The following is a 25914-nucleotide window of genomic DNA, read 5'->3' on the forward strand; positions in this document are numbered from 1 at the left end:
CCTTTCAGTGGTTGATGGGTTGCAGATAGTGATCTATACTAGTGTATAAATCGATTCTGCTGTCAGCGCCGCTGCATTCGAATCAGGTAAATATAATTCCCAAGTAGGGAGTAACTCTCGTGGCCTCGCCCGCCAATCAAGATGATGGTGTTGGTGTTACCGACACCGATATTGAACAGGTTCTTGATAACCGCGCAGAAGATGATTCTGCGGCGGCAAATTCCGATTCCGGAACCAGCGCGCAGGGCGGCGGCAATTCCCCGGCTTTGGCCAATCAGGTTTTCACCAATGTTCAGCACGTCATCGGCAGCGCCTATGACGATGTTCTGGTTGGGGATGGTGCAAACAACACGCTGATCGGCGGCGAAGGTGACGATATCCTCGAATCGGGCGAGGGTGAGGATGTCGTAACCGGTGGTGCCGGGCGTGATACCTTTGTGCTTGAAAGCGGGTTCGAGAAAACCACCATCACCGACTTCAATGTCGACGAAGACGAGCTGGCCTTTACCGATCTTGGCGTCGACAGTATCAACGACCTGATGTTGCTGGCGACCGATGATGGTGCGGGCAATGTGGTTGTGACCTTTGCCACCGGCGATGTTCTGGTGCTGCAAGGGGTGACCAAGGCGCAGCTTGCCAGTGCAACCATTGTCGAAGCACCGCAAATTTCCCCGGTAACCGTGGTTTCCGATGACAGCTCCGATGCCGGTGGCGATGCAGCAACCGACGAGGCGGCCAATGTCATCGATGGCACTTCGGGCGATGACACCATTGCCGGGTCTGACGGCGATGACATGATTTCGTCGGGCGGTGGGGCGGATACTATCGACGGTGGCGCGGGTGAAGACACCCTGTCGCTTGACGGTGCTGCTGATGGCATGCGGGCCGATCTCGGCGAGGGGCTGGCGACCGATGATCTTGGTGCCAACCGTGTTTCGTTCAGCAATTTTGAAAATATTCGCGGCACGTCGGGCAATGATGTGCTTGCCGGTGATTCCGGTGACAACACGCTTGTCGGCGGTGCTGGCGATGACACGTTCAAGGTCAGTGACGGCAGCGATGTCATTGACGGCGGTACGGGCGAGAACACCCTTGATTACAGCAGTTCCGAGCAGGGCGTTCGCGTTGACCTCGGTTCGGGTGCTGCGCAAGGCAATGACGTCGATGAGACGTCGGAAAATTCTGCTTCTGGCGATGCCGGCGGTTCGACCAGCGGCGACAGCACGGCTGAGTCCGGTTCATCTGAAGCCGGCACGGGTGACTCCGCATCAGGCGATGCAGGTGCAACTGATCCGGATGCCGGTGATGCGGGCGCGTCCGGCGAGGGCAGCACGGATACGGGCAATTCATCTGAAACCGATACAAGCGGCGATACGACAGGTGGCGGTTCCGCAAGCGATGATGCCAGTGGATCGGACGGCGCGGACCCGGTGGAGTCCGGCGCAGGCAGCAGCGATACGAGTTCCGATCCGGGTTCCGATGCAGGTTCCAGTAGCGGATCGGATGACACGACGCCTGATCCGACCGATGCAACGAGTGCCGGTGACAGCACAGACAGCACTGGTGGCGACGGCGCTTCTGCCGGGGCAGAGGGCAGCGGTGCGGATTCTGGCACGGAATCCGGCGCGGATGCCGGAACGCCCGGCGGTTCTGATGCATCTGGTGAAACCGGTGGCGCAGAAACTGGTGGAACAGGCGGTTCAATGGGTTCCGGTGCAGATGACGGTGCGAATGTAGCATCGGGCGGTGAGGGTGATACACCCGCCGAAACCGGAACCGGTTCAAATGATGCGACCGGTGATGGCAGTTCTTCGGACGGTGGTTCATCAGATGGCGGATCTTCTGATTCCGGTGCATCAGCCGGTGGTGCAGACGAAACTGCGTCCAGTGGTTCTGATGGCGTAAATAGCGGTTCCGGTACGGATGAAACAGCCGGTTCCGACGGTGGTGACACAGCTGGTGGCGATGCCGGCAATGACGGCGCGGGTAACGATGCGGGTTCGGGCGAGACCGCATCGGGTGACAGCGGATCAGATGCTGGCGACAGCACATCTGGAGATGGCGGTTCTGCTGACGCCGGCAGTGATGCGGGTGCAGATGCCGGTACGGATACCGGGGCAGATCAGTCTGCGGGTGATTCCGGGACCGAAAGCGGTTCGGAGCCACAAACCGGTGCCGGTGATGAAACTTCGGGCGCGGAAGGCAGCGGCACGCAAGCTGAAACCGGTAGCGGTTCGGATGGATCCGATAGCACCGATGGTACTGGCGGCTCTGATGGTGCTGATGGTGCTGACGGCAATGCCGGCGACACTGTTGATACCGGTGATACCGGCCTCGAAGGTGGCGAAGGGTCTGACGGTGCGCTGCAAACCGGTGCGCAGGATGGAACAGATCCTGTTGCCGGTGGTGACGGTTCCGATCCGCTGGGGGATGCGGGTGCAGGTGATGGCACCACCACCCAGGAAGACAACACGACCCCGGGCGCGCAGGCCGGTTCAGGCGCTGGCGGTGATGCGACCAGCGATGCCGAAGCAGGTGCACCAACTGATGGTGAAACCGAAGGTGCCGCCGAGGGCGAAGAAGCAACCGGATCGAACGAAGTCGATCCCAATACCGAAACCAACGAAGATACTGCGTCCTCTGGCGACGAAACCGAGCAGACCGGCGATACCGGTACCGGTGACGAAACCAGTGAAGAAACCGCCGATGGCGACGGGGATGCTCCGGCCTCTGGCGATGCTGGCGACGGCGACAGCACGGCAATTTCGTTTGATAACGTCCCGACCGCAGGTGATGACCTGGTACAGGGCGGCGAAGATGCAGACGTGTTTGGCGGCGGTGCGGGCAATGACACCCTTCAGGGCAATGGTGGCGACGATACCCTCTTGGGCGGTACCGGCGATGACCTTTTGCAGGGGGCGGCCGGTGATGACGTTCTGAGCGGTGAAGCTGGCAACGACATTCTTCAGGGCGGTGAAGGCAATGACAGTCTTGATGGCGGCATGGGCGACGATGTCTTGCAAGGGGGATCGGGCAACGATCAGCTGATCGGCGGGGCCGGTAATGACGTTATGGCCGGTGGATCGGGGGATGATACCCTTTCCGGTGGCGCCGGGGATGATCACATCCAGGGTGGTAGCGGCACCGATACCGTCGATTACAGCGATGCAACCGGTGCAGTGACGGTCGATCTTTCCAATGAAACGGCGACCGGTGCGGCGGGCAATGACGTTGTCCAGATGGTTGAAAATGTCGTCGGGTCGGATTTCGACGACCACATCAAGGGTGACGACGGCAACAACGTTCTTGAAGGCGGTGCGGGCATCGATACCCTGACCGGCGGGGCGGGTGATGACACGCTGAGCGGTGGCGCGGGCAAGGATGACTTCGAACTGACCGAGAATTTCGGCAGTGACACCATCACCGATTTCAACGGTTCTGAAGATATCATCGATCTGTCGCGTCTGGGCATTCAGGATTTCGCGACCCTGCAAACCATGATGTCGGACGATGGCAACGGCAATACCGTCATCGATTTCGGTGAACAGGGCGTTCTTACCCTCGAAGGGGTAAGCAGCGACAGCCTTGTTGCCGATGATTTCCGCGGTTTCGGTCGTATCTTTGAAACCGAAGATGATGACATCGAATTCGGAACCGGCGGCAATGATGCTGTTTACGGTTACGGGGGCAATGACACGCTTGGCGGTGGCGACGGCGACGACGTCATTTCCGGCGGCTTTGGCAATGACACCGTTTCGGGCGGTGCGGGCAATGATACGCTGCGCGGTCAGGAAGGCATCGACACCGTCGATTATTCCGGTGCGAATGGCAGCGTCCGCGTCGACCTTGAAGCCGGCACCGCAAGCGGTGCGGACGGGGACGATCTTCTTGATCGTATCGAAAACGTCACCGGTTCAAACCATGACGACGAAATTTACGGCGATAGTGGCGTAAACGTTCTTGCCGGCGGGGCTGGCAATGACACGATTGTCGGCCGTGACGGGAATGACACCCTTGATGGTGGCGCGGGTGATGATCTGTTTGTCGGTGAAGACGGCAATGACACCATCATCGGTGGTGACGGATCAGATACGCTTGATCTCAGTGCGCGTGACACCGCGCAAGATGTGCGTCTGAATACGGGGACCGCACGCGATTCCGAAACTGGCGAAAGCGACAGCATTTCGGGCATCGAAAACATCATCACAGGTGCGGGCCACGATACGGTCATTGGCAGTGGGGATGACAACTTCATTTCCACCGGCGCAGGTGACGATCTTGTCCGTGGTGTTGGTGGCAACGACACCCTTGATGGCGGCGAAGGAACCGACACCATTGGCTTTGGCAGCGAAAGCGGGCTGAATGTCAATCTGGAGACCGGTGTTGCGGTTACCAATTCCGGTACGTCTCAAATCTCGAATTTCGAGAACGTGGTCGGCACCGGCAATGATGACATTATTACCGGCGATGATGGTGACAACGTTCTTTCCGGTCTGGCTGGTGATGACACCCTCGCCGGTGGCGGTGGCAATGACACCCTGCTGGGTGGAGACGGAATTGACACCGTTGACTATTCAGATGTCGCAAGTCGTGTTCAGGTCGACCTTGTAAGCGGCGTTGCCCAAGGGGATGGCACCGACAGTTTGTCCGACATCGAAAATGTTGTCACAGGTGCCGGTGATGACGTTGTTGTCGGGAACAGTCAGGGCAACATTATCGATACCGGTGCCGGTGATGATACCGTTTACGGAAGTGGTGGCATCGACACCCTGATCGGTGGCGACGGCACAGACACCCTGAGCTACAACTCTGGCGCGGACAGTACCCTTGCATCTGGTGTTTCAGTTGATCTTGAGGCTGGCACGGTTACCGGGCGCAACTTTGTCGACCAGATTTCCGGTTTTGAGGAAATAGAGGGCTCCGTTGGCGCTGATACCATGTTGGGTAGCAGCGGCAATGATGTTTTCATCGGCGGTGCGGGTAATGACACCATCGATGGGCGCGGTGGTGACGATACCCTGACAGGCGGTTCAGGCGCTGATACTTTTGTTGTGTCCCCAGAAAGCGGAAACGATGTCGTCACTGACTTCAATCCGGCGGTGGACGTCATCGATATTCAAGGCATTGATGGTCTTGAACTGTTCTCGGACATCACTGATTTCATCGGCCAGGATGCTGCTGGTAATGCGACGATCACGGTTGGTGATGCGGTAATTACCCTTGAAGGTGTTGATCCCGATAGCCTGACATATGCAAACTTCCGGGGTATCCGGTCGCTGGAAGGCACGGATCAGAAAGACATTCTGGACGGTACAAGTCGCAGCGACGTCATTACGGCAAAGGCTGGTGACGATACTGTTACCGGTGGTGACGGTAATGACATCATTGACGGCGGATCGGGCAATGATCTGATATCTGGCGGCAAAGGTTCCGATACCATTACCGGCGGTGATGGGAATGACACCATCAATGGTGGATCGGGCAGTGATGTTCTGGACGGTGGCGACGGCGTTGATACGCTTGTCTACCAAGGCCAGTCATCAGGGGTCAGTGTCGATCTTGAGACCAATCAGGCCGTGTCGGGCAGTGACAGCGATACGATATCGAATTTCGAAAATGTCACAGGGTCCTCATATAACGACAACATATCGGGCGATGACAATGCCAATATCCTGAAGGGTGGCCTTGGGAACGATGTGCTTGAGGGGCGCGGCGGTGACGATGAACTGATTGGTGGTGCCGGTGCGGATACGCTTGCCGGTGGTGCAGGCAATGATATCCTCAATGGTGAAGCTGGCTTCGATACCGTTACCTACGAGGATGCAACGGGTGGCGTAAACGTTAACCTTGCGTCTGGGACCGCAACCGGTGCAGACGGTGAAGACAAACTTGTCGAAATCGAAAACCTTATCGGATCCGATTATGACGACGTTTTAACCGGGTCGTCTGTTGATAACACGATTATCGGTGGTGCCGGTGATGACACCATCAATTCCGGTGCCGGGCAGGATGTGATATCGGGCGGCGACGGGGCAGATACTTTCGTCCTGAGCAATATCAGTGACGACGTGGTGGTGACCGATTTTGACCCTGCCGAAGATCAAATTGATCTTAGTGATTTCGGCATTCCGAATTTCGAAGCACTCAAGAAGCTGATCACCAGCAACGACAATGGTGACGCGGTCATTTCGATTAATGATCGAACAATGACACTGACCGGCGTTTCCCCGGACGAGCTGAGTGCGGATAATTTTCTCGATATCGACAGCCTTGGTGCCACCGACGGTGATGATGTGCTTGAGGGTACATCCGCCGAAGAAATCATTGACGGGCTTGATGGCAACGACACGATCAGTGGTGGCGCCGGAGACGACACAATATACGGGAACAGTGGTGATGACACAATTTCCGGCGGTCAGGGCAATGACATCATTGATGGTGGCGACGGCGAAGACACCGTCGATTACAACGGTAGCGGCGGCGTAACAGTCGATCTGGCTGCGGGCACTGGCGGTGTTAATGGTGAAGATACTCTTGTCAGCATTGAAAATGTCAGCGGTTCAAACCTGAATGATGTGATTTCTGGGGATGACGGTGCCAACACCCTTAGCGGTGGTGCCGGTGATGATACGATCTCGGGCGGTGCCGGTGATGACGCCATTCTGGGCGGTGCCGGAAATGACAAGCTGGTTGGCGGTGCGGGCGACGATGCACTGGTCGGTGGCGAAGGCGTTGACCTTGCCGACTACAGTTCCGCCGATGGTGGGGTTACTGTCGATCTGGCCGCGGGCACAGCCAGCGGTGCGTCCGGGAATGATACCCTTGCAACCATCGAAAATGTTACTGGTTCCGATCACGACGACACGCTTGTCGGCGATGATGGTGCCAACACGCTTGCCGGTGGCCTTGGTGATGATGTGCTTGACGGCGGGGCTGGTGACGATCTTCTGATTGGCGGTGTCGGGAATGACACACTTGAAGGCGGTGAAGGCGTTGATACGGTCAGTTATGAAACCGGTGGTGCTGTAGATATTGACCTGTCAGAAGGTGTCGCAACCGGTGCAGATGGAACAGATCGTCTTAGTGGCGTAGAAAATGTCATCGGTTCGAACCAGGCCGACACGATTACGGGTGACGATGGGGCCAACATTATCAAAGCCGGTGGCGGGGCAGATACCATCACCGGTGGGGCGGGCGATGACACCCTGACCGGTGGTGCTGGTGCTGATGTCTATGTTGTTGGTCCAAATGACGGAACCGATACAGTAACCGATTTCGCTGTTGGTGAAGATCAGATCGATATTACCGGCCTGGGTATAGATACCTATGGCCAGTTGTTCGAACTGATGTCGGAGAACGAAAACGGTGATCTTGTCATCGATTTCGGTGAAGGCACGTCGATGATCCTTGAAGGGGTCGGTCTGGATGACATTTCTGCCGACAACTTTATCGGGGTACGTGACATTGTCGGAAGTACCGGCGCTGACACAATGTATGGTACCGACGGCCAGGACACGATGTCGGGGCTTGACGGTAATGACATCATCTATGGTCTTGAAGATGATGACAGCATCTATGGCGGCGACGGTGATGATACGCTGGTTGGCGGGGACGGAGATGACGTCCTTGATGGCGGCGATGGTGTCGATACTGCTGATTACAGCGACGAAACCGAACAGGTTACTGTCGACCTGAACGCCGGGACGGCCACGACAGATGGCGGGAATGACACGCTTCGCAACATCGAAAACATCGTTTCCGGTGCGGGCAATGATCACCTGACCGGTTCTGATGCGGACAATATTCTTGTCGGTGGCGAAGGCGACGACGTCCTTGAAGGACTGGATGGTAACGACACGCTGGTTGGTGGTGACGGGCGCGACACGGTCAGCTATGCCAATGCAGACGGCGGGGTGACGGTCAATCTTGAAGATCAGACCGCAAGCGGTGCAGCAGGCGAAGACACCCTTTCAGGGATCGAAAACATTGTCGGTTCCGGCCATGCCGACATGCTCGAAGGGGATAGCGGCGATAACAGCATCAATGCCGGGGCTGGCAACGACACCATTGTTGCAACGGGCGGCGATGACGTGCTGCGCGGTGGTGCGGGATCGGACACTGTCGATTATCGCAATGCAACCGGTGGCATCACGGCTGACCTTGAGGCCGGTCGGGTAACCGGTCTTGGCACCGATCAGCTTGAAAATATCGAGAACCTGACGGGATCGGATTACAACGATACGATCAGTGGTAACGAGCTTGACAATATTCTGTCCGGTGAAGGCGGCGACGACATTCTGTCGGGCGGCAATGGCGATGATACCCTGCTTGGCGGGGCTGGCAACGATACCCTTGTCGGTGGTAGGGGCAATGACCTGATTGATGGTGGCGATGGTATCGACACCGTCGATTATGCAGGTGAACAGCAAGGTATCGAGATCAATCTCGGGACCGGCGAAACCGACGAGAATACCGGTGACACCGTCCTGAATGTTGAAAATGTCGTCGGTAGCGGCTTTAACGATGTCATTACCGGATCCGATGCGGATAACACCCTGCTTGGCGGCGGTGGTCAGGATACCTTCAATGTCAGTGCCGGCGATGATGTGATTGACGGCGGTGCCGGTATCGACACCGTTGACTACAGTAACAGTCAGACCGGTGTGGATGTTGATCTTGGTGCGGGGACGGCTGACAAGGCCGACGGCACCGACAGTCTGAGCAACATCGAGAATGTTATTGGTTCGGATGCCAATGACAGCATTACCGGATCGGCCGACACCAATACCCTGGTAGGCGGGGCTGGCGACGATACCATTGATGGCGGTGCGGGAGACGACCTGATCGCGGGTGGTGAGGGGAACGATACCCTTGCTGGTGGTCAGGGTACGGATACACTCGATTATTCCGATGCAACGGGTGCACAGACCATTGACCTTGCGACCGGCACGGCAAGCGGCGCGGATGGCGAAGACACCATTTCCGGGTTCGAGAATGTCGTCGGGACCGAATACGGGGATACGATTACCGGGGACGATGCCGTCAACGTTATTGACGGCGGTGCGGGTAATGATCTTCTGACTGGTGGCGCTGGTAACGACACCCTGCGCGGTGGTGCAGGTGATGACAGCTTTGTCGGTGAACTTGGTGATGACACCTATTTCGGTGGCGAAGGTGCTGATACGCTTGATTATTCGGATGCCGGTTCGGGTCTGGATATCAATTTGCAGACAAATATCGCGACCGGTGCCGATACCGGGACGGATAGTTTTAGCGGCATTGAACAGGTTATCGCATCCGACCACGACGATGTGATTACCGGCGGTGCTGGCGACGATACAGTTCTGGCAGGCGACGGGAATGATACGATCACCGGCGGTGCTGGCAATGATGTGCTGTCTGGTGAAGATGGTGACGATACGATTTCGGGTGGATCCGGCCGTGACACGCTTGATGGCGGCGCGGGCGAGGATACCGTATCGTTTGCAGGTGAATCTGGTGTATCTGTTGATTTGCAAACCGGCGTGACAAGCACCGGCGACATTGTCTCCAACTTCGAAAATATTACCGGTTCGCTTGGTGATGACACCCTTCGGGGCGATGCAGGTCGCAATACCCTGAAAGGTGGACAGGGCAACGACGTTCTTGATGGTCGTGGCGGTGATGATGTTCTGTCCGGCGGGGCGGGGAATGATACCCTGCGCGGTGGTGAAGGCAGTGACACCCTTGATGGCGGTACCGGTATTGATACCCTGGATCTGTCGGATATTGATGGTGACCAGACCGTTGATTTCACCACTGGTACTGCGACGAATGGCACGGATACCGACAGCTTCAGAAATATTGAAAATGTCACGACCGGCGATGGCGATGACCTGATCACCGGCGATGGCAACGGCAACGTGATCGATGCCGGCAATGGCGACAATACCGTCAATGGCGGTGCGGGTGCCGATACCATCAGCACCGGTGACGGCGAAGACATTATTGATGGCGGCTCAGGTAATGACACCATCAATAGTGGTGCGGGTGCCGATACCGTTCTGGGCGGTGATGGCAATGATGTCATTTCGTCTGGCGCGGGGGATGACCTTGTTGAAGGCGGAGCCGGGAACGACACCATTTCGGCCGGAAGCGGAAATGACACCCTTGATGGTGGTGCAGGCAACGATACCCTGCGCGGCGGCGAAGGCGATGATGTCCTGATCGGTGGCGATGGCGTTGATACCGCAAGCTATATCGATTCAGAATCCGCCGTCACCGTTGACACCAGCAACAATACTGTCAGCGGCACATCAAGCGGTACTGATACCCTTGACGGGATCGAAGTGGTCCGCGGTTCGGAGTTCAACGATACCTTTATCGGCGGCGGTCAAAGCGACACCTTTATCGGTGGCGCAGGCAATGACACCTTTGATGCCGGTGCCGGTAATGACACGCTGAGCCTTGGTGGCGGTGCCGATCAGGTCATCTTCAATCCGGGTGACGGTAATGACACCATCACGGACTTCAATGTCGGTGCCGACCAGATCGATCTGACCAGTTTCAACATTGCCGGTTATGACGCGCTTGAGGAAATGTTTGGCACCAATGCCAACGGCGATCTGACCATCAATCTTGAAAGCGGCGATACCATCACGCTTAAAGGCGTGTCGGCAGCCCAGCTTAGTGCAGACAACTTCATTGGTGTCGATGTCCGTTTGGGCACCGACGATGCTGATGAAATGATCGGCGGGGACGGCGATGACATTATCAATGCGCTGGGCGGCGATGACACCGTCGAAGGCGGCATTGGCAATGACCGCCTGATCGGTGGTTCCGGCAACGATACCCTTGATGGCGGGACCGGCAACGATACGCTGGTTGGCGGTTCGGGTTCGGACGTGCTGGTCGGTGGCGAAGGCAGCGATACGGTTGATTATTCGACCGAAGGTGCCGGCATTGTCGCCGATCTTGAAAACGGCACGGTTACCGGCGGTGACGGCGACGACGTTCTTGACGGGATCGAGAATGTTACCGGCACGCTGCATGATGATACCCTGATCGGGAATGATCAGAACAACACGCTGTCTGGTCTGGACGGGGATGATACCCTTGTCGGCGGGACCGGTGATGACGTCATTGATGGCGGCGAAGGGTCCGATACCGTTGATTACAGCACCGCAACCCAAAGCGTTAATGTCGATCTGGATGCCGGAACGGCAACCGGTCAGGGCACAGACCGCCTGAACGATGTCGAAAATGTTGTCGGTTCGGACTTTAATGATGAAATCCGTGGTGATGCCGCGAACAACACCATTTCGTCGGGCGCGGGTGCTGACGCGGTGGATGGTGGTGCCGGGGATGACGTGATTGATGCCGGTGACGGTGCCGATGAAATCAGCGGCGGTGACGGCAATGACACCATCGAAGGCGGTGCCGGTGGTGACATCCTTCTGGGTGAAGCAGGCGACGACACGCTGAGCGGCGGCGATGGCGATGACATCGTCGAAGGCGGCAGCGGTGATGACTGGGTCTATGGCGATGCCGGGGATGATATCCTGGATGGCGGCGATGGCGATCTTGATACGGTCGACTATTCCAATGTCGATGGCGGCGTCACGGTTGACCTGATCAAGGAATATGCGACCGGTGCGGCCGGTGATGACATCGTGCGCAACTTCGAACGCGTGATCGGTACCGATTATGCCGATACGCTGGTCGGTAGCGACGGCATCAACACCCTTGATGGCGGATCGGGCAACGACACCCTGTTTGGTGGTGCGGGTGATGACGTCATCATCACCGGTGACGGCGAAGACATGATCGTTCTGAAGCCGGGTGGCGGCCATGACACCGCAACCGATTTCAATGTCGATGAAGACATGATCGATCTGTCATCCTATGGCATCGAAGATTACGCCACCTTGCGTGACCAGATGGCCGATGACGAAAATGGCAATGCGGTCATCACACTTGATGATGGGGACAGCATCACGCTCGAAGGCGTGTCGGTTGATGACCTGTCGCCAAAGAACTTCTTTGGCTATGACGTCATTTATGGCACCGAATTCGAAGACAACATCACCGGCAGCCAGATCAGCGATGAAATCCACGCTCTTGAAAGCGACGATATCGTCGATGGTCAGGCCGGCAATGATGACATTTACGGCAATGAAGGCAATGACACGCTGATTGGTGGCGCGGGCAATGATACCCTGCGCGGCGGCGATGGCAGCGACACGGCCGACTATTCCGACACGACCGAAGGTGTGACTGTTGATCTGGGCGCGGGGACCGCGACCGGCGAAGCAGGCAATGACACCCTTGAAAGCATCGAAAACGTTACCGGTGGCGCCGGTGATGATGTTCTTGTCGGTGATGACAATGACAACATCCTTGACGGTGGCGCAGGCAATGACACCGTTTACGGCAATGGCGGTGATGACACCCTGATCGGTGGCGACGGCGACGATGTCCTGTCCTATGAAGATGCCCAAGGCGGTGTAGATGTCGATCTCGATGCCGGAACGGCCACGGGTGGCGCAGGCAATGACGTCATTGACGGTTTCGAAACCCTGATCGGGTCGGACCATGACGATATGCTTGCCGGCAATGATGCCGATAACGTCATTGATGGCGGTGCCGGTGACGACACGCTTTCGGGTGGTGCGGGCAATGACACGCTGATCGGTGGCGATGGTGCCGACATCGTTGATTATTCCAACGATACTGACGGTGTTGCAGTCGATCTTGAAACCGGTACCGGCATTGCGACCGATGGTACCGATACCCTTGACGGTATCGAAGGTGCGACCGGTGGTGCGGGCAATGACACCCTGACCGGGTCGAGCGGCGATAACATTCTGGCTGGCGGTGCCGGTGATGACACCCTGAGTGGCGGTGCCGGCAATGACACGCTTGCCGGTGGCGAGGGTGCGGACCTTGTCGATGGCGGCGCGGGTGATGACGTTCTGTCGTTCGAGGGTGATCGCATTGGTGCGGACGGTGAAACCACCGATCATGTCGGCAGCCCGACCACGGATGGTACGGGTGACGTAGCTGATATTTCCGGCAAGAACATTTCCGATGACAGCTTTGTCGGTGGGGCAGGCAATGACACCCTGGTTGCCGGTTCCGGCGACGATGCGATTATCCTCGACCGTGATCACGCCGGTGGCGGATCGGCGAACCCGGCAATTGTCGATATTGAAAACATCGATGCCGGTGATGGCAACGACGTTGTCGATCTGACCAGCGAAACCCATTCCTATGGCGATGTGACCATTGATGGTGGCGCAGGTGACGACACCATCTGGTCCAATGATGGCAATGACGTGATTGCCGGTGGCGAAGGTGCCGATAACATCCACGGTGGTGCGGGTAACGACGTTATCGATGGCGGTGCCGATGACGACATCATTGATGGCGGCGAAGGGACCGACACCATCGACGGTGGTGCCGGGAATGACACGATCGTGGCCGGTGCCGGGGACGATGTCCTGATCGGTGGCGACGGTTCTGACACCCTTGATATGTCCGGCGCAGATGGCGCGACCATTGACCTTGCTGCGGGCACGGCAAGCAGCGATGAAACCGGCAGCGACAGCATCGACGGATTTGAAAACGTCATAGCGACCGACGGTAACGACACCATTACCGGGTCGGACGGCGACAACACGATTGATGCCGGTGCAGGCAACGATAGTGTGACGCTGGATGCCGGGAATGATGATCTCGATGGTGGCGCGGGTATCGATACCCTTGATCTGTCCGGAACGACCGGCGGGGTTACGGTTGATCTGGGCGCAGGTACGGCAAGTGGGGCCAATACCGGTTCGGACACGATTGCCAACTTTGAAAATGTTACGGGATCGGATGATGCCGATACCATTACCGGTTCGGATGATGCCAACGTCATTGATGGTGGTGCCGGCGACGATGTGATCGATGGCGGTGCTGGCGACGACATCCTGTCGGGTGGTGCTGGCAATGACACGCTTGTTGCGGGCGACGGCAACGATACGCTGTCGGGCGGTGACGGGGCGGATACCTTTGTCTTTGAAGATGGCAGTGATGCCGATCTTGTCAGTGACTTTGATCTGAATGGCGATGTGATTTCGCTGCCGGATTCCGGTGTTTCGACCTGGACCGACTTGCAGCCGCTTCTGTCAGACGGACCGGATGGCGCGGTGATCACGCTTCCGTCCGGTGGCACGGTTACCCTGTCGGGCATTTCGGTTGCCGATCTGACACCGAACCACTTTGACGGTATCGAAAATGTCGGCACGCCGGGTGAAGACACACTTGGTGGCGGCGAAGGTGATGACACGGTCGATGCCGGTGACGGTGATGATACCGTTGATGGTGGCGGCGGTGATGACACCCTTCAGGGCGGCGGCGGCAGCGATACGGTCGATGGCGGTGATGGCAACGATTCCGTTGATGGCGGCGATGGGGATGATTCTGTCGGTGGCGGCGCGGGCGATGACACGGTTGCAGGCGGTGGCGGCAACGACACCCTGAGCGGTGGCAGCGGAACCGACACCCTTGATGGTGGTGACGGTGACGATGTTCTTCAGTTCGAAGCCGATCGTACCGGTCAGGCTGGCGATAGCACCGACCACGCCGGCAGCCCGGGTGTTGATGGCACCGGGGATGTTGCCGACCTCGAAGGTCTTGGTCTGAGCGACGATCAGTTCGAAGGTGGTTCTGGTACAGATACCCTGTTGGGGACGTCCGGTGCGGATGCCATCATTCTTGATAACGATCACGTCGATGGTTCGAATACCCCGTCGATCAGCGGTATCGAAGTGATTGATACGGGCGCGGGCGACGATGTTGTCGATCTGACCAGCCAGACCGATGGATATGGTGATGTGACCGTCAATGCCGGGACCGGCAATGACACGGTCTGGACCAGTGCGGGCAATGATGAAATCAATGCCGGTGACGGTGATGACGTCATTCATGACGGTGCGGGCAATGATATCGTCAATGCCGGTGCGGGCAATGACACCATCGAAGGCAGCCAAGGCAACGACACCATTGACGGTGGCGACGGCATTGATCTTCTGGATCTGTCGGATGCCGATGGTGTGAATGTTGATCTGGATGCCGGGACGGCACAGTCCGGTGCATTTGGATCAGACACCGTTTCGAACATCGAAAATGTGACCGGTTCGGCTGGTGATGACATCATCACCGGTTCGGATGCGGCCAACGAAATTGATGGCGGTGCAGGCAATGACACCCTTGATGGTGGTGCAGGTAACGACACCGTCATCGCCGGTGCAGGTGACGATACGGTTCTGGCCGGTGCAGGCGATGATACGCTTGCCGGTGGTGAAGGTACTGACACCCTGGATATGACCGGTGCCGATGGTGCGGTGGTTGATCTGGATGCGGGCAGTGCATCTTCGAGCGCGACCGGTAATGACGCAATTTCCGGCTTTGAAAATGTAACTGGCAGTGACGGTGCAGACACCATCACAGGCAGCGATGGCGCAAACACCATTGCAACGGGTGCCGGCGACGATATCGTCGATGGTGGTGCCGGTGACGACGTGATTGACGGCGGTGCCGGGAATGACAGCCTGCTGGGCGGTGCCGGAAACGACATTCTGGACGGTGGTGCTGGCAATGACCGGATGGATGCAGGTGTTGGTGATGACACCCTGACGGGTGGTGCGGGTGCCGATACCTTTGTCTTTGCAGATGGTACGGATGATGATCTGGTCACCGACTTTACCGTTGGAACCGATCAGATCGCCCTGCCAGATAGCGGTGTGACCAGCTGGACCCAGTTGCGTGACATGCTGTCCAATGGTCCCGACGGTGCAGTGATTACATTGCCGTCCGGTGGCACGGTCACCCTTTCGGGTGTCGCGGTCGAGGATCTTGGTCCGGGCGACTTTGAAGGCATCGATAACGTTCCGACCGAAGGCAATGACAGCCTTGGTGGCACCGATGGTGATGACACCATCAATGGCGGCGGCGGCGATGACACGATTTCCGGCGGCGGCGGGAATGATACGCTCGGTGGTGGTGAAGGTGACGACACGCTTGAAGGCGGATCGGGCAATGACACCCTGACAGGTGGCAGCGGCACCGACACCCTTGACGGTGGCGATGGCGATGACGTGCTTGAATTCGGCGCGGATGGCACGGCACAGGCCGGTGACAGCACCGACCATGCCGGAAGCCCGGGTGTTGATGGTACCGGCGATGTCGCCGATCTCGAAGGTCTTGGTGTCAGCAATGATGTCTATGACGGTGGTGCGGGCACCGATACGCTGGTTGGAACCAGCGGCGGGGACGCGATCATTCTTGATGGCGATCATGAAAATGGTGCAGCAAATCCGTCCATCGTTGATGTCGAAGTTATCAATACCGGTGACGGTGACGATGTCGTCGATCTGACCAGCCAGGTTCATTCTTATGGTGATGTGACGGTTGATGCCGGTGCGGGCGATGACACTGTTTGGACCAACGCAGGCAATGACAGCATCAGTGGCGGTGACGGCAATGACCACATCAATGCCGGTGCAGGCAATGATATCGTTGATGCCGGTGCAGGGGATGACACGGTTGTCGGTGATGCCGGTAATGACACCCTGATTGGTGGTGATGGTGCCGATACCCTTGATATGTCCGGTGTCGATGCGGATATCGCGGTCAATCTTGATGATGGCACCGCCAATAGCAGCGAAACCGGATCGGACGTTGTTTCGGGCTTTGAAAACCTGATCACCGGTTCGGGCGACGATACGGTAACCGGCAGCGCATCCGATGACACGATTGCGACCGGCGAAGGTGCCGATACCATTGATGGTGGCGATGGCATTGACCTGATTGATGCGGGTGCCGGAAATGACGTGATTTCCGACGGTGCCGGCAGTGATCTTGTCATGGCGGGTGCGGGCGACGATACGGTTGTTGCCGGTTCCGGCAATGACAGCCTTGATGGTGGCGACGGTGTTGACACCCTTGATATGTCGAACGCGTCCGGTGATGCGGTTGTCGATCTGGGTGCCGGAACGGCAAGCTCGTCGGAAACCGGCAATGACCAGATTTCGAACTTCGAAAATGTAACCACCGGTGCCGGTGATGATCAGATCACCGGGTCGAACGGTGATAACGTCATCCATGCCGGTGCAGGCAATGACACCATTGATGGCGGTGCCGGTGACGACACCCTTTCGGGTGGTGCGGGTGCCGATACCTTTGTCTTTGCCGATGGCACCGATGACGATGTCGTCAGCGATTTCACCCGCGGCGAAGACAAGCTTTCGATTGATGATCTTGGCATCGAACGCTGGGCCGACCTTGTGCCGATGCTAAGTGAAAATGGCAATGGCGACGCGGTGCTGAACCTGCCGTCTGGCGGGACCGTGACCCTTGTCGGTGTCGGTCTGAGCGAACTGAGCGCAGATGACTTCACCAACATCACCGATGGCGCGACACCGTATGATGACGTTCTTGAAGGCACCGATGGTGACGACACCATCGATGCGCTGGCCGGTGATGACATCGTAACCGGTGGTGCAGGTGACGATACCCTTCTTGGCAATGACGGTTCGGACACCATTGATGGTGGAACCGGAAACGATGACATTGACGGCGGTTCGGGCAATGACACGCTGGCCGGTGGTGCCGGGAATGACGACATTGCCGGTGGCGATGGCAACGACACCCTGACCGGTGGTGCGGGCGACGATACCCTTGATGGCGGTGCTGGCGACGATGTTCTGAACTTCGAAGCCGATAGCACCGCGGACACCGGTGAAACGACCGAACATACCGGAAGCCCGGGTGTTGACGGCACCGGCGATCTGGCCGGCATCAGTGGCAAGAACATTTCCGATGATACGTTCATTGGCGGTGACGGCAACGACACCCTGAACATGACCGGTGGCAGTGATGCACTGGTTCTGGACGGTTCGAAACTGGGCGATGGTCAAACCACCACGCCAACCGTTGAAACCCGCACTCTGGGTCTGACGAATTCTGCTAGTGCGGCCGATGTTCAGGCCGCCTGGTCGGATGCCAACCTGTATGCCTATGATTTCGGGACATCTTTTGTCGACGAGAACGGCAAGCTGAACCTTGGTGCTGCGGATGATACCGTGACCTTTGATGGCAATGGTATCGGCAATAATGGTGGCAGCCCGGCAGGCAGCCAGATCAACCACGATGCTGCAACCGGCGAAAGCGAAGCAATCGTTGTCGATCTTGGTGCCGATGCAACCACCGCAACGGTTCAGGTTTCCAACCTGATGGCCGGTGAAGGCGGCGGCGAAGTTGGTTCCTGGCAGGCCTTTGATGCCGATGGCAACCTTGTTGCGTCGGGTACGCTTGATGACAGCACGATCGACTACACCAGTAACGGTGTTGGCACGGCAACCATCAGTGTGACCGATGGTGCAGGCAACCCGATCGAATTCCGTTATCTGGCATTTGAAAGCGAACCATATGCCAACGGTTCAAGCGGTTCTGACAGCAGTGACTTCTTTGTCCGGTCGATCAGCTATGACACGGTTGTTGATGAAACAATCGCTGACGGGGCGCGCCTTGACGGGGTTGAAGTCATCAATGCCGGTGACGGCAACGATGTTGTCGATCTGACCAGTGATACGATTTCCTATGGCGATGTAACCATCAATGGTGGTTCGGGTGCCGATACCCTTTGGGGTAACGCCGGCGACGATACCATTCGCGGCGAACTGGGTGATGACAACATCCATGGTGGTGCCGGTGATGATTACCTTGATGGTGGGTATGGCGATGATGTGATCAATGGCGGGGTTGGCAATGACACCCTGCTTGGCGGCACGGGCGAAGATGAACTTCGTGGTGGTGCAGGCGATGACACAATCGTTGGCGGGGCCGATGTCGATACCGTCATTTATGACGATGCGACATCCGGTGTTGATGTCGATCTGGCCAATTACACGGCCACCGGCGGTGCGGGTAACGACGCGATCTATCAGGTCGAAAACGTTACCGGTTCGGACCATGACGACACCATCAAGGGCGATCACAAAGCCAACATCCTTGACGGTGGTGCGGGCAACGACACGCTGGTCGGTGGTGCGGGCAACGATACCCTGCGCGGTGGCGAAGGTTCGGATACCGTTGATTATAGCAACGCATCCGGTGCGGTGAATGCCGACCTGTCGACGGGAACCGCCCAGATCGGCAATACCGAAACCGACAAGCTTTCAAGCATCGAAAACCTGATCGGATCAGGCGGCAATGACACGCTGACCGGATCGGACGGGGATAACACCCTGGTCGGTGGTCTTGGCAATGACACGCTTGTTGGCAATGATGGCAACGACGTTCTTGAAGGCGGTGCCGGAAACGACACCCTTGACGGTGGTGCGGGCGAAGACACCCTGTCGGGCGGCGACGGCAATGATGTGATCAATGCCGGTGCGGGCAATGACATTGTCGATGGTGGTGCGGGTGACGATACCGTCCTTGCAGGGGCCGGCGACGATACCCTTGCCGGTGGCGACGGAACCGATACCCTTGATCTGTCTGAAGCCACCAATGGTGCGACGGTTGATCTTTCGGCTGGTACGGCAAGCTCGACCGAAACCGGTAATGACAGCATTTCCGGATTTGAAAATGTTGTCGGTGGTGCCGGTTCTGACACCATTACCGGTTCTGACGGCGACAACGTGATTTCCGGCAATGGCGGGGACGATGTCCTTGACGGTGGTGCTGGCAATGACACGATTTCGGGTGGTGCTGGCAACGATACGGTGATGGCTGGTGCCGGTGATGACACCCTGTCGGGTGGTGCAGGCACCGACATGCTTGATCTGTCTGAAGCCACCAGCGGTGCAACAGTTGATCTGTCGGCGGGTACGGCAAGCTCGACCGAGACCGGCAATGACAGTATTTCCGGCTTTGAAAATCTGACGACCGGCGACGGAGATGACTCGATTACTGGATCGTCGGGCGATAACGTGATTGATGCCGGTGCTGGCAACGACACGATCGCCGCAGGCGATGGCAATGACACCATCACCGGCGGTGCTGGTGCCGATACGCTGATCTTTGAAAATGGCACCGATGACGACGTCGTCAGTGACTTCAATATCGGCGAAGACGTCATTTCATTGCCTGATCTTGGCATCGATGCCTGGACTGACCTTAAGGCGCTTCTGGCCGATGATGGCAATGGCAACACGGTAATCAATCTGCCGGCGGGCGGTACCGTGACGCTGGTGGGTGTGGCGCTTGATCAGCTTGGCCCGGATCAGTTTGAAGGTGTGTCCAACATCGGCACACCGGAAGACGACAATCTGAGCGGCACGGGCGGCGATGACAGCATTGACGGTCTTGCTGGCGATGACACGATTGCAGGCGACGGTGGCAATGACACCCTGATCGGTGGCGCGGGCGACGATACCGTTTCCGGTGGCGACGGCAATGACACGCTTTCGGGTGGCGAAGGTGACGATACGCTTGATGGCGGATCGGGTGATGACACCTTTGAATTCGATGCCGACGATGTTGCCGCGACCAATTCGGAAACCACCCATGACGGCAGCCCGGGCGTTGCAGGGACCGGTGATGTTGCCGACATCAGTGGCAAGAATATCAGTGATGACACCTTTGTCGGCGGGGATGGCAATGACACGCTGAACCTGACCGGTGGTGATGATGCGCTGGTTCTTGATGGCGCCAAACTGGGCGAAACAGACACAACGCTTGAAACCAGAACACTTGGCCTGTCGGGCAGCGGTTCGGCATCGGCTGTCGAAGCGGCCTGGTCGGATGCCAACCTGTATGCCTTTGATTTCGGAACGTCGCTTGTTGATGAAAATGGCAAGCTTGATCTGTCGGCTGCGGATGACACCGTCGGGTTCTTTGGTGCCGGTCTTGGCAATAGCGGTGGTCAGGTTGCCGGTAGCGAGATCAATCATGATGCGCCATCTGGCAACAGCGAGGCGATTGTTGTTGATCTTGGCAATGATGCCCGCAGCGCGAATGTTCAACTTTCTGCCTTCTATGGCAACGAACATGGCGGCGAGACAGCGTCCTGGCAGGCCTTTGATGCCGACGGAAACCTTGTCGGTTCGGGCGTTCTTGATGACAGCACGGTAACCTATGGCACCAACGGTGTCGGAAGCGCGACCATTTCGATCACCGACGCATCGGGTGCACCGGTTGATTTCCGCTATATTGCGTTCCAGGCCGAACCGTATGCCGATGGCACGGTTGGCAGTGACAGCAGCGATTTCTATGTCCAGTCGATTTCCTATGAAGCGGTCATTGAAACGCCGGTTACCGATGACGTGCGCCTTGAAGATGTCGAAGTCATCAATGCCGGTGATGGCAATGACGTTGTCGATCTGACCAGCCAGACCCACGCATATGGTGATGTCACCGTTGATGGTGGTGACGGCGACGATACCCTGTGGACCAGTTCGGGCAACGATACGGTGCTTGGCGGTGCGGGCAATGACGTGATCAATGACGGTGCGGGCAATGATGTTGTCGATGGCGGTGCAGGGGACGACACCGTAACGGGCAGTGCCGGTGATGACACGATCGACGGTGGCGAAGGGGCCGATACATTCGATGCATCGACCAGCAATGGCGCGACGATTGATCTGGCAGCGGGTACGGCATCCTCGGCCGAAACCGGGAATGATACCCTTGCCAATATCGAAAACGTCATCGGGTCGTCCGGTGGTGACACCATCACGGGCAATGACGCGGCGAATACGATCGCGGCGGGCGACGGTGCCGATACCATCAATGATGGTGCAGGCAACGACGTTGTCGATGCCGGTGCTGGCAATGACAGCCTGATCGCAGCAGCCGGTGATGACAGCATCGATGGCGGCGAGGGTGAAGATACCCTTGATATGGGTGCGGCCAACGGTGCAACGGTTGATCTTGATGCCGGTACGGCAAGCTCGGATGCGACCGGATCGGATGCAATCAGCAGCATCGAAAATGTCATCGGTTCGGACGGCAATGATGTTCTAAGCGGATCGGATGGCGCGAACACCCTTCTGGGTGGGGCCGGTGATGACACCATCGAAGGCGGTGCCGGTGGCGACTATCTTGATGGTGGCGACGGCCGCGATACGATCAGCTATGAAGGATCGGATGCGGGCGTCGAGGTTTATCTTGGCGAAACCGATGCCAATGCCCGCAACCCGGGTGATGGCGGTCGTGCCTTTGGCGGCGATGCCGCCGGTGACATTCTTGCCAATTTTGAAAAAGTCATCGCGTCGGCCCATGACGACTACATTTATGGCAACAGCCAGAACAACGAAGTTGATCTGGGCGATGGCAATGACACGTTTGACAATGTCGAAGCCGATGTCAGTGAAGACACCATTGATGGCGGTCTTGGCAATGACACCATCTGGACCGGTGACGGTTCGGACACCCTGTCGGGTGGTGAGGGCAATGACTATCTGAATGGTGAAAAAGGCGACGACTATCTCGATGGTGGTGCCGGTACGGACCGTCTGATTGGCGGCGAAGGCAACGATACCCTCGATGGTGGTGAAGGCAATGACACGCTGACCGGTGGTTCGGGTGCGGACCTTATTCAGGTCAGCAGCCTGATTGGTGACAAGGTGGTCACCGATTTCAACACCAGCGTTGACCAGATTTCGCTCGATGCCCTTGATATCAGCACCTGGTCGGAACTGGCGCCGCTTCTGTCGGAAGTCAATGGCAACACGGTTATCGATCTGGGTGATCAGGGATCGGTCACGCTGCTTGGTGTGCGTCTGAACGATGTTTCTTCCGACATGTTTGTCGGCATTGAAAATGATGGTGGTGCAACGCCGTTTGACGATGTTCTGATCGGTACCAGCGAAGATGATTACATCGACGCACTGGCCGGGAATGATGTTGTCGATGGCGGTGCCGGTGATGACACGATCAACGGCATGGAAGGTGATGACAACCTTTCGGGCGGTACCGGCGATGACACCATCACCGGCGGCAGTGGCAATGACGTTGTTTCGGGCGGTGACGGTGACGACACGCTTGACGGCAACGAAGGCCATGACGTGATTTCGGGTGGTGCGGGCAACGATACCCTTATCGGTGGCAGCGGCAACGACGTCATGGATGGCGGCGGCGGCGATGACCATATCGATGGCATGGATGGCGACGATACCATCACCGGCGGCGACGAAACCGACACCATTTACGGATCGGCCGGTAATGACAGCCTTGATGGCGAAGGTGGCGACGACGTCATTTCCGGCGGCGACGATAATGACAGCATTGCCGGTGGTGCGGGCAATGACCTTCTGTCCGGGGATGCCGGCGACGATACGATTGATGGCGGCACCGGGAACGATACGCTTCTGGGCGGTGACGGCAATGACACCCTGAGCGGCGGGGACGGCGATGATGTTCTGTCTGGCGGTGCGGGCAATGACCTGCTTGACGGTGGTGCCGGTAATGACACCCTGACCGGAACCGACGGGACAGATACCCTGATTGGTGGTTCGGGCAACGATACGCTTGATGGCGGTGCCGGTGATGACACCTATACCGGCGGTACCGGTGCTGATCAGATTCTTGTTTCCAATAATTCCGGCAACAAGGTTGTTACCGACTTCAACCCGCAGGAAGACCAGATCAACCTGGCATCGCTTGATGTTGATGACTGGACGGAACTGCGCGGCCTGATGAGCGAAGTCAACGGCAACACGGTCATTGATCTGAACGGTCAGGGATCGCTGACGCTGGTCGGTGTTTCGATGGGTGCACTTACCGCTGACATGTTTGTCGGTGTTGAGGCATCAAGCGGCCCGACCCCGTATGATGATGTGCTTTATGGCACCAGCAACAATGACACGATTGCGGCCCTTGCCGGTGACGATACGGTTTATGGCCTGAACGGGCAGGACACCCTGTCTGGCATGGAAGGCAATGACAGCCTGTATGGCGGTGACGGCGACGATACCCTGTCGGGTGATGCCGGAAATGACCTTGTCGAAGGTGGCAGCGGTCAGGACAAGATCACCGGTGGTACAGGCGACGATACGCTGGATGGCGGTTCGGGCGATGACAGCATTTCGGCCGGGGATGGCAATGACACGCTTCTGGGCGGTCAGGGCCAGGACAAGCTGTTTGGCGATGCCGGCAACGATACCCTGTTTGGTGGTACCGGCGACGACACCCTTAAAGGTGGCGCTGGCGATGACGTGCTTGATGGCGGCGAAAATAACGACAAGCTGTATGGCGGTGATGGCAACGACACGCTGAGCGGTGGCAACGGCGACGACAAATTGTATGGCGAAGCCGGGAATGACACGCTTGAAGGCGGCGCTGGCAATGACACGCTCAATGGCGGGTCGGGTCGTGACGCGGCAAGCTATGCCAATGCATCCTCAGCCGTTGCTGTAAGTCTTGAAAGTGGCACGGCCGTTGGCGGTGCTGGCAATGATATTCTGTCTTCGATCGAAGACCTGATCGGGTCGAACTTCAACGACTATCTGTTCGGGGATGATGGATCGAACCTGCTTTCGGGTCTGGACGGAAATGATGTTCTTGGTGGCGATGATGGTGATGACACCATCTGGGGCGGTGCCGGCAACGATACGATCAATGGCGGGTCGGGTTCGGATCTGATTGATGCGGGTGCGGGCAATGACACCATCGAATATCAGAAAGACGCAACCTGGAGCGGCAGCTATGCTGCGAAAAACGTTGGCGATCCAGGTATGGATGGCACCAACGAACAGATCAATCTTTCGGGTTACAACCGTTCGGAAGATATCTTTGACGGTGGTGACGGGACCGATACCCTGTCGATGACCAGCGGCAATGACGCGCTGTTCCTGGATGATACCTTTACCGATCCGGGCACCAGCCCGCGGATATCGAATGTCGAAGTCATTGATGCCGGTAACGGCGATGACATTATCGATCTGACCAGCGATACGCTGTCTTATGGCGATGTCACCATTCTGGGCGGCACAGGCGATGACATCGTCTGGAGCAACGCCGGTGATGACGTTATCAATGGTGGCGAAGGCAATGACACCCTGTGGGGTGGTTCGGGTGCCGATACCATCAGTGGCGGCAACGGGGTTGATATCCTTAATGGCGGCGCGGGCGATGATGTCCTGCAATACAATGCAGACGATACCTGGGGTAACAGCTGGTACGCGCTGAATGACGGCTCGCCAAGCGAGGATGGTCACAACCACGACAATGGCTGGGGTCACAACAACCATAATGGCAATGGTTGGGGACATCATGACGGTGGCGACGAAGGCACTGGCGAATATGTCAATCTGGGTGGTTACAACCAGTCCAACGACGTCTTCATCGGTGGCGAGGGTGTCGATACCCTTCAGATGACCAGTGGCGATGATGCCCTGTTCCTGCGTGACTCGGTCAGCGAAGGCAGTGCCAATGTCCGTATCAGCGGTATCGAGGTGATCGAAGCCGGTGATGGCAACGATATCGTCGATCTGACCAGCGATATTGAAAGCTATGGCAATGTCACGATTGATGGTGGCGCGGGCAACGATACCCTGTGGTCCAATGCCGGTGACGATCTGTTGCTGGGCGGTGCGGGCAATGACCATCTGTATGGCAGTGCCGGGGATGACACCCTGACCGGTGGGACCGGTTGGGATACGTTCGAAATCGGCAAGACCGATGGTCATGACATCATCACCGACTTTACGCCGGGCGAAGACATCATTGATCTGTCGGAATGGAACTACAACAACTTCAACCAGATCCAGAACGACATGCATGTCGATGTTGACGGCAATGTCGTGATCGAACTTGGCAATGATGCATCCGTGACCCTGATGGGGGTTCATGATCCGGATGACCTTGATGCCGATGATTTTGGATTTGGCAGTTAAGTGACGGCTGATCACGGAACGCAGAAGACACAAAAACGGGGTGGTCAAA

The 25914-nt window shown here is 57.4% G+C and carries 1 protein-coding gene; it reads left to right on the forward strand.

Going from position 1 to position 25914, the window contains the following annotated elements; translation table 11 throughout:
- The first annotated feature begins 119 nt into the window (after nucleotides 1-119).
- Nucleotides 120-25865 carry a M10 family metallopeptidase C-terminal domain-containing protein gene (locus tag M9H61_RS16200; RefSeq protein ID WP_305879844.1) on the forward strand — a complete coding sequence of 8582 codons (25746 nt, stop codon included), beginning with the start codon at nucleotides 120-122 and terminating at the stop codon, nucleotides 25863-25865.
- Nucleotides 25866-25914 lie beyond the last annotated feature (49 nt).

This window comes from Thalassospira sp. GO-4, assembly GCF_023588965.1.
Classification (GTDB): Bacteria; Pseudomonadota; Alphaproteobacteria; order Rhodospirillales; family Thalassospiraceae; genus Thalassospira; species Thalassospira povalilytica.